The 8,943-nt window shown below is 66.8% G+C and carries 7 protein-coding genes; 1 reads left to right on the top strand and 6 read right to left on the bottom strand.

The annotated features are described in order from the left end of the window. The 6 genes from ACFQEU_RS07430 to ACFQEU_RS07405 form a co-directional block, all read right to left on the bottom strand. Positions 1–895: DUF7857 domain-containing protein (locus ACFQEU_RS07430; RefSeq protein ID WP_379780793.1), on the bottom strand; the 895-nt coding region annotated here is incomplete at its 3' end. 24 nt (positions 896–919) lie between these two features. Then, positions 920–1,690, bottom strand: coding sequence for a DUF7856 family protein (locus ACFQEU_RS07425; RefSeq protein ID WP_379780791.1), 771 nt, complete (start codon positions 1,688–1,690; stop codon positions 920–922). Next, on the bottom strand, positions 1,687–2,025 hold the full coding sequence (locus tag ACFQEU_RS07420) for a DUF7855 family protein (protein ID WP_379780789.1): 339 nt from the start codon (positions 2,023–2,025) through the stop codon (positions 1,687–1,689). The genes ACFQEU_RS07425 and ACFQEU_RS07420 overlap by 4 nt, the downstream gene beginning before the upstream one ends. Before the next feature lie 80 nt (positions 2,026–2,105). After that, a complete protein-coding gene (locus tag ACFQEU_RS07415) occupies positions 2,106–2,405 on the bottom strand; it encodes a DUF7854 family protein (RefSeq protein ID WP_379780787.1) in 300 nt (99 codons plus the stop codon). Further along, positions 2,406–6,446, bottom strand: a complete 4,041-nt coding sequence (locus ACFQEU_RS07410; protein WP_379780785.1) for an LAGLIDADG family homing endonuclease — start codon at positions 6,444–6,446, stop codon at positions 2,406–2,408. Positions 6,447–6,525: 79 nt separating this feature from the next. Beyond that, positions 6,526–6,888 (bottom strand): TRAM domain-containing protein, encoded by a 363-nt coding sequence (locus ACFQEU_RS07405; protein ID WP_379780783.1) that lies wholly within the window; start codon positions 6,886–6,888, stop codon positions 6,526–6,528. Positions 6,889–7,025: 137 nt separating this feature from the next. Here ACFQEU_RS07405 and ACFQEU_RS07400 point away from each other — a divergent pair. Continuing rightward, positions 7,026–8,943, top strand: a 1,918-nt coding sequence (locus tag ACFQEU_RS07400) for a DEAD/DEAH box helicase (protein ID WP_379780781.1), incomplete at its 3' end; no start/stop codon positions are given.

Raw genomic sequence — 8,943 nt, 5'->3', positions numbered from 1 at the left:
CCCGGCGGAGCAACGCCGCGTCGGCATCGACCCGCTCGTCGAGGGCCGCGACCGCGTCGACACCACCGATGGCGGCGACGTGCTCCGTCGCAGCGTCAAGATCGGCGTCCGCGAGTCGCTCCGCGCGGTCGACCCGTCGCTCCACCGCCGCGAACCACTGGTCGAGACGGACGGGTCCGATCGGCGAGAAACCACCATCGTCGTCGACGTCAGAGCCCCCCTCCTCCTCGTCGGTACGGGGGCCTCCTATTCGAGGGCCTTCCTCGTTCGCGTCGACACCGGGTCCGTTCTCGTTCTCGTCAGCATGGGGCCTCACGGAGGGGTATTCGGACGCACTGTCGCCGTCCCCCTCGGCGACACGTCTCACCGAGACGGACTCCGGGTTCTCTTGGTCGGTAGAACCGACGGAATCGTCGTGTTGTATCGCGGTTGCGGGCTCCGAGTCGGCCGGACCACCAGCTCGGACGGCCGGACCACCAACTCGGACGGCCGGACCACCAGCTCGGACGGCGGCACGCGGCGGACGATGTGTCCCGAGCGTCCGGATCGCCTCCGCGACCTCCAACTCTCCGTCTTCGTGCGTCACGTCCGTCGCATCCGGCGGGTCTACCGCGTCCAGCGTATCGACCCCGACGACCGTGGCGGGCGGGTCGACCGGCGTAGCCGGCGATGCGAACCCGACACCGCGGGTTTCCCGGGATTCGAGCCGAAGGGTGACGCCGTCACGGTCCCACCCGGCCTCCGGGACGCCGGAGCGGCGCGGTGGTAGAACCGGTCCGTTGAGCCGGCTATCGATCCGAACGCGCCGGGGGACGTCGGCGTCGTTTCGGACTCGACAGGCGACGAAGCAGACGCCATCGACGGTGTCGACGGTACACGAGAGATCGACGCTCATGCGGTGGCTGGCTCGGCATGGTATCTAAAGCTCCGGGCGCGTTGTCCGGACACCGAGGACTCGCTCCGCCGGCGGCCCGTCCCACGACTCGAAGGCGCTCACGACCGCGGGACTGAGCGAGACTGGTCCATCGATCGAAGCGATCCGAACCGCCGCGAGCGACGCGGCGACCCGCGACCCCTCGTACTCGCTCGCGTCGCGTCCGGGCGTCGCGAGATCGCCTTCCGGCACGGCAGGGAGAGCCTCCCGAAACGCCGGATATATCGAGTTCGCGAGCTCGGTTCGGGCGTCCCGCCGGCGGTTTCGAAGCCGGTCGGTGAGACGGAGGCGGCGCTCACGCTCGTCGCGCGCCTGCTTCGCCCGCCTGCGTGCCTGTTCGAGCCCTTGTTCGGCCGCGATGCGATCCGTCTGTGCGACGGACAGGGCCGCGGCCGCGTCCTGTAACTCCGCGATCGACGCCGCCGTGTCGGCGTCGACTGCCCGTCGGGCCCGGACGTCCCCACGGATGGTCGCGACGCGCTCTTTCAGCCGACCCTCCTCCCCGGTCGCATCGGCCAGCTGGCGACGGGCGCTCTGGAGGTCAACCGTCGGGACCGTGATCGACGCGATCTCCTCTCGAAGCTGGGCGATCTCGGACGCGAGCGAAGCGGTCCGCCCCCGAGATCGGGCGGCGGCCGCTAGAGAGACACGCACGGAGCGATCGGTTGGAACCGTCCCCAGCACCGCCTCCGGTGACGGGATACCGAGTCCGGGAGTCCCGCCGCCCGCATTACCCCCGGAATCCGACCGGCTCACAGCTCGCGCCCTCGTAGGGAGTCCGGGTCGGGGTAGTCCGTCCCCGCGGCGAACGACGCGTACGGTGTCGACCGCGTTTCGCGGTTCGCGTACGCGGTTGCCGCGTCACGGACCGCCTCGTCCACGGCAAGGAACTCGTTGAATGGTTCGGTCCGTTCGATCTGGACGTCGTCACCGTGCGTCTCCCTGAGACGCAATGCGAGGAACGCGCCGTACGCGGTCGGTTCGAACAGTGCCGCTCGGCCGAACCGTCGAGCGACCTGATCGTCGTGGCGACGACAGGCGTTACGGAGCCCGGTCCGGGCAGCCGACGAATACGTCACGACCAACAACACGAGCGTCACTGCTCGGGTCCCGAATAAATCGCTTCCGAACGGTGTCGTAGTCGGTATCTGAAACGACGACGCCGAACGTTTCAGACCCGTTCAACGTCGAACTCCGGCACGTCGCCCTCGTCGTCGATCCGGTCCGGATCGATCCCCGCGGCCGCGAGTACCCGTTCCCGCGCCGCCGGGGCCGATGCAGCGACGACGACCCGCCCGTCGACCGCGGGGTCCCCAACCGCGCGGAACACGTCGTCCTCGCCGTCGAGCTCGGAGGCGTACGTCCGCAGCGTCGCGGCGACCCGACGCTCCGCCTCCGTGAGGTCGACATCCCCTTCCTCGAAGGCACGAAGCGCGTCCTCGACGTTCCGCAGCGCAGAGATCCGGTCCATCTACGTCGTCCGCAGGTGGCCCTGCTTCGGCTCGTACACTTCGCCTTTCGTGCGGAGCTTCTCGATCTCCTGCTCGGCTTTCCCGGGGTCCATCCCGATCTCGCCGGCGCGGTCAAGCACCTCTTCCACGGGTGCGCCTTCTTCGTACTCCTCCTCGATGTCGGCGATGAGCCCTTTGATGTTCTTGATGCGGTCGCGCTGGCTCTTCGAGGTCCCGGTCTCGACGACGTCCGCGTCGAACTGGCCCGTCTCGGGGTCGACGCCGATGTCTTTGAGACACGACTCGACGATGTCGGTCGCGCGGTCCGCGTCCTCGCGTTCGACCGTGTCCGAGAGCCGGACGCGCGCGCTCGCCTCCGAGAGCCGTACCATCGCCTCCAGCTTCCGCGCGGTGACCGGCACGGGCGCGTCCTCGTCGGCCCCTTTCGACCGGAGGTCGACGTAGAACTCCTCTATCAGCTCTTTCGCCTCCTCGGTCATCGTCGGGTAACACGACCGTTTCGCGTGCGCGATGTACTTCCGGAGCAGCTCGGCGTCGATCTCCGGGGCGACCTCCTGTGTCACCTCCGCGACCTGGTCGGAGGTGAACTCCGAGCTCGCCAGCTCCGTGCGCTGGGTGTTGAGTTCGCCCGCGTAGTTCGTCTTGATGATGTGTTTCGCCAGCCGGGAGTCGTGTTCGGGGTCCGGGCTGTCCGTCACCGTGAAGATGAGATCGAACCGGGAGATGAGCGCGGGCTCCAGGTCGATCTGCTCGCCGATCGGCTCGTACTGGTCGAACCGGCCGTACTTGGGGTTGGCTGCGCCCAACAGGGAACACCGGGCCTTCAGCGTCGCGTTGATCCCCGCCTTCGAGACGGAGATCTGCTGCTGTTCGAGCCCCTCGTGCATCGCAGAGCGGTCGGAGGAGTTGTGAACGACGATTCCGTTCGCGACGAAGTTGTGTGTCTCCTCGACGGTCAGATCGTACACCTTCGGTCGCCGCCCATCCTCGATCCGCGCCAGTATTGACCGCAGTTCCGCTTTCATGGCGTCGGCCTCCTCGGCGATAGCATCGCGCAGGTCGTCAAGACAGTCCGTTTCGACGGTGCCGGACAGCCACCGCGACACCGTCGCCTGATTCACGTCGAGCCCCGACGCTACGTCCGCCTGACTGACTCCGTAGTCGTCGAGCGCCGTCGAGAGTTCCGCCCGTGTTTCGCCGATCGGACCGCGGTCGAGCAGCTCGCGAGCGCGCTCTTCGACCCTCTCCACCGGCCCCCCGATGAGGTCTGCGAGACGCTGTCGGAGCACCTCGCCACGGTGTTCGGTCGACTCGGGCGGAACGGTTTCGACCGATCCCACCCGACGCCACTTCACGTCTCCCTGGACGAGATCACGAAGGTCGTCCAAGTCGGTCTCCGCGACTTCGGTGAGGATCGCACGGAGCCGCTCGGCCACCGTCCGACGGACCTCGTCGCGTTCGCCCCACTCACGAGAGATCTGCTGTTGGGACAACGCGGTTCCGTCCGCGAGTTCGGACTGCGAGACGTGGTACCGGTGTCGGAGGTCTGAAATCGTCTCCCACGTCGGTTTCTCGTTGAGTCGACACCGGTCCTCGACGGCTGTCTCTCGTCGATCTTCGAACGCCGAGAGGACCCGGCCGGCGCGGTGGAGCGAGACGTTCACATCCCCTCTCTCGAAGTCGTGATACGTGACCGCGTCGAGACCGCACTCGCTTTGATGAAGCCGGAGCGAATCGCGAGACCGCGCGAGCGCGTCGCCGATATCCGGAATCACGTCGAGAATCGTGCGATCACCGTCGGCTGAATCAACGACGCGGTCGAGGGCCTCGGCCTTTCGCGTGGCCGTGAATCCGACGAGATCCCGGAATGATGTGAGCGAATCCGCGTCGGTCACCGTGAGGTAGAACACGTCGCGACCACCGTCTCGTTCGCGGTGCTGGAGCTGGCTCGACACACCGAACTGTAAGAGGAGGTTCCGAGCGCCTCGGAGGAGCTCCCGGCTCGCCGAGGCTATCCGAACGTTGCCCGCCGACTCGTCGACGTGGCCCTCGCTGTCTGCCAGCGCACGGACGAACGCGGCCTTGGCCGCGCGGCTCCCGGCCGAGACGGCCGTCGGGAAGCACTTCTCGTCGTATCGACCGAGGTTCATCCCTGCGTCGAGGACGGCGTCGGCGTATTCTTTCCCAGTGACGCGAACCGTCTCGACTCCGCCGTCGCGCTTTTCGCTCGGCGGGCGGACCGGCTCGACGCCGAACGTCGTCCGTGCGGCTCGCTCGAAGTCGTCGAGCAGTTCGTCGTCGGTGTTGGTGAACCGGACGCCGTAGACGCCCTCCTCGCGGTCGTAGTAGACGTTCCCGTCGCCGGAGAGGTATCCGAGGACGCTCGCCATGGCGGCGTCGATTCCGTCGTCGTCAAGCAGTTCGACGCTTTCGTCGCCGCCCGCCATTACCGCCGTCCCGGCACCATCGGCAGCCTTCGTCGGAACCTCGCGGGGGACGTACACCCAGTCGCCGTCGTCGATCGCGGCCGCCTCGCGCTCGATGCGCTCCCCGTCATCGAGGACGAAGAACGGGTGATCGGCCGTCGCCGTCAGCGACTCACCCGTCTCCATCGTGACCCGTGTCAGCTCCGACGGTGCGTCGTACTCGTGGACTGCGGAGACGGACCGTTCGACCAGCTGCCCACTCCCGTCCATCGTCCAGACGTCGAGGTCGATGTTGCGGATGCGTCGACCGTTCGAGAGTTCCTCGATCTCGCCGTCCTCGGCGACCTCTCGCGCCAGTTCGTCGATGCGCTCCACGCGTCCGTCCGCCAACGAGACCAGCGTGTCACCGGTGACACAGTCCATCTTATCCAGCTCGTCGACTGCGGCAATTCCCTTGTCTGCGAGGACGAGCGCACCGGCTTCGAGCGACCACTGCTGGCCGTCGCCGAAGTCGTCGCGGACGGCTGCAGCGGTAAGGCCTGCTGCAGAGCTGCCTTTACCGGACGTATAGACGGAGCGAGGTGCGATGTTTTCTACATACGAAATCATTTGAGATTTGCCAGTACCAGGGTCGCCGATAAGGAGCATATGGAGGTCGCCGCGGATCCGCGAGCCGTCGGGGAGGTGTTTGGTGACGCCCGAGAACAGCTGGAGGATCATCGCGAGCTTCTCCTCCTCGTAACCGTAGATAGCGGGCGCGATGGAATCGACCATCGCCTCGTAGATGTCGTCGCGATTGGAGAGTTCGATGATCTCGCGTTTGTCCGCCTCCGTGATGTCCATGTCCTCGAACTCCTCGTCCTCGATAGCGATCGAAACCCCGTCCATGTACAGATCGAAGATGGCGGACTTCTCGTTGCCCTGCTCGACCTGTTCGATGTGGAGGACACCGACGCAGGTGACGTGGTCGCCAGGACTCACCTTTCCGGTGACGTCGTCGACGATGTCGACGTCGAGCGACTGGGGGGTCTCGCCGCCGCGCAGTCCCTCGGGCGACTCCTGGATTCGCAGCTTCTGGGAGTCGATGAACTCCGACTGGTCGAAGTTGACGCGGAACGGGCCCTGCCGTTCACACCCTTGACACTCGTGGGGTTCTTGGAAACCGCCGTCGCTCTGGGGAATGTACGTCATCGTGCCACAGCGCTGGCACTCGAAGGCGGCCTCGGTCACTTTCGGGCGGACGTCGGTCGCCTTACGGACGATCCCTTGTACGGAGACGAGCTTCCCGATGTGGTCGTCGTGAACGCGGATCCCGCGGATGTCGATGCTCTCGGGGAGGTTCTCGATTCGGACGTGGGCACGGCCGAGGCTGACGTCGGCAGGGAGGTCGTACAGTCGCAGCGCCTCCTCGGCGTACTCGCGCATCTGGTCCGGCTTGCTGCGGAAGTCCTCGGCGAGGTCCCGGTCGAACTGGAAGAGGTCGTCGTAGTCGACGTACAACGAGCGCTGTTCGTTGGGGTAGTTCTGTGCGAGGGTGCCGATCTCCTCGCGATAGTAGTTGCGGTAGAACTGAATGAACCGCTCTGTGAGGTCCTGATTCCCGGCCTGAGCCATTACGGCACACCTTCGTCGGCATTACGTATGAACCTCATGTTCGAAGCGGAGGTGGCCGCGGCGTGCCTACCGGGTCCGGTCATGCTTTCGTTACGAACGTCGCGTCGGCGGACGTTCGTCCCTGATTGAACGAGAGCACCTTCGCACGGATCACGTCTCCAGGCTGGAGGTCCCGAGGGATGTCCGCGGTGAAGACGACGAACCCCTCGACCTTGCCGACGGCGACCTCGTTGCCGGAGTGATGGTCGGTGAGCTCGGTCACGCCGAACTCGTACGTCTCGCCGATCTCGACCGGCGGGTCGCGCTCCTGTGCGGCCTCGTGGGCCCGTTTCGACTCGCGTGCGTCCGAGGAGGGGGCACGAAGTCGGCGAACGACGACGAACAGGACGAAGAGCACGGCTGCCACACCGGCCCCATAGACGATCGGCGACGACGGGATCATACCGGTGGGTCGACGCGCCGGTACGTAAACGGTCGGGTCCGTCGGCATGAGAAACGCCTTTGCCCTCGAAGCCCCCGACTCGATCCAATGCGAACCAGCCGCGGTGACCGTCGACTCGTCCACGGGTGTGGTGTGGCGTGAAGGTCGCGGACGCGGTGCCGGAGTTCGCCGACGCCTTCGGGTTCGAGGAGTTCAACCGGATGCAGCGGGAGGCGCTGCCCGGGATCTTCGAATCGGACCACAACGTCGTCGCGTCCGCGCCGACCGCCTCGGGGAAGACCGCGCTGGCCGAGCTCGCGATCTGTAAGACCCTCTCGGAGGGCGGCACGGCCCTCTTTATCGCGCCGCTCCGCGCGCTCACCAACGAGAAGGAGAGCGAGTGGGAGCGGTTCGAGGAGCTGGGCTACTCCGTGTACGTCGTCTCCGGCGAGCGCGACCTCAACCCCCGCCGCGCCGAGCGCGCGGACGTGCTGGTGACGACTCCCGAGAAGGCAGACAGCGCGACCCGGAAACACGACTCCGCGCGCTACTCGTTTATCACCGACATAGACTGTATCGTCATCGACGAGGTCCACCTCCTCGACAGCGAGAAGCGCGGCGCGGTGCTCGAAGTCACCGTCTCGCGGCTCCGGCGCCTCCAAGACCCTCGAGTGGTCGCGCTGTCGGCGACGATGCCGAACATCGGGGACGTGGCGGAGTGGCTCGACGCGCCGCCGGAGACGACGTACGAGTTCGGCGACGAGTACCGACCCGTCGAGCTGGAGACCGGCGTAAAAACGTACAGTCACGGGTCGAACGCGTTCGCGGACAAGTACCGACGGCTCTACCGCGCACTCGACCTGGCCGAGCCACACGTCCGCGAGGACGGTCAGGCGCTCGTGTTCGTCTCCTCGCGACAGGACACGGTACAGGCGGCGAAGAAGGCGCGCGACGAGATCACGGAGCGGGACATCCCGATCGACTCGCGCGGCGACTACGAGTTCCACAACGAGGCGAAATCGCTGTCGAACGACACGCTCCGGCAATCGGTGCTCGACGGGGTCGGCTTCCACCACGCGGGGCTCGGCAAGGAAGACCGCGACCGCGTCGAGGCGTGGTTCAAAGAAGGGAAGATCAAGTTGCTCTTTTCCACCTCGACGCTGGCGTGGGGGGTGAACCTCCCGGCGCGGTGTGTCGTGATCCGCGATACGAAGTACCACGACCCGCTAGAGGGGGAGACGGACATCTCCCCGCTCGACGTGCTCCAGATGCTCGGACGGGCTGGACGGCCCGGCTACGACGACGTGGGATACGGCTGGGTCGTCTGTGACCGCTCGGACGCAGATAAGTACCGGCGGCTGCTCCGCGAGGGGAAAGAGATCGAGTCACGGCTGGCGGGCGACCTCGAATCCCACCTCAACGCGGAGGTGTCGATGGGGACGATCCGTGGATTGGGTGACGTGATGGACTGGCTGGAGACGACCTTCTACTACGTCCGCGCGCGGTCGAAGCCGGAGGAGTACGGGTTCGAGGGGCTTCGGGACCGCGTCCGCGACACGCTCGACTCGCTGATCGCGGACGGGTTCGTGGCCGCCGGCGACGACCTCGCGGTCGAGCCGACCGCGCTCGGACGGCTCGCCTCGAAGTACTACCTTCGGCTCGACACCGCCCGTGAGTTCCGGGCGCTCGCCGACAGCGAGCGGCTCACCGCGGACGCCGTCCTCGAAACGGTGGCCGCCGCCGGGGAGTTCGACTCCGTCTCCGCGCGTTCGGCCGAGTCCGACGCGATCGACCGGGTCCTCGACGGCCGCGACACCACGCTCGAGGACGGCCATCGAAAGGTGTTCGCCATCCTGCTCGCGAGCATGGCGGACGCGACGCCCTCTGATCTCCGGTCGGACGCGTGGGTGATCCGGCAGAACGCGCTCCGACTCCTGGCCGCGCTCTCGGAGTTCCTCGACCGGTTCGCCGGTTCCCGAGCGGCGAACCTCGCGTGCCGGGTCGAGGCGCGGGTGGAACACGGGGTCGCCAAGGAGGCGGTCGCGCTGACCGCGATCGAGGGCGTCGGCCCGAAGA

It is taken from the genome of Halorubrum tibetense, assembly GCF_042661865.1.
Taxonomy (GTDB): Archaea; Halobacteriota; Halobacteria; order Halobacteriales; family Haloferacaceae; genus Halorubrum; species Halorubrum tibetense.
The sequence above is the reverse complement of the archived record's forward strand: the minus strand, read 5'-3'. Positions and strand labels throughout refer to the sequence as shown.

What these genes read in the sequence shown, in the direction of transcription:
- ACFQEU_RS07405 (WP_379780783.1), bottom strand. Translation starts at nt 6,888, where the DNA reads ATGATCCCGTCGTCGCCGATCGTCTATGGGGCCGGTGTGGCAGCCGTG.
- ACFQEU_RS07415 (WP_379780787.1), bottom strand. Translation starts at nt 2,405, where the DNA reads ATGGACCGGATCTCTGCGCTGCGGAACGTCGAGGACGCGCTTCGTGCC.
- ACFQEU_RS07410 (WP_379780785.1), bottom strand. Translation starts at nt 6,446, where the DNA reads ATGGCTCAGGCCGGGAATCAGGACCTCACAGAGCGGTTCATTCAGTTC.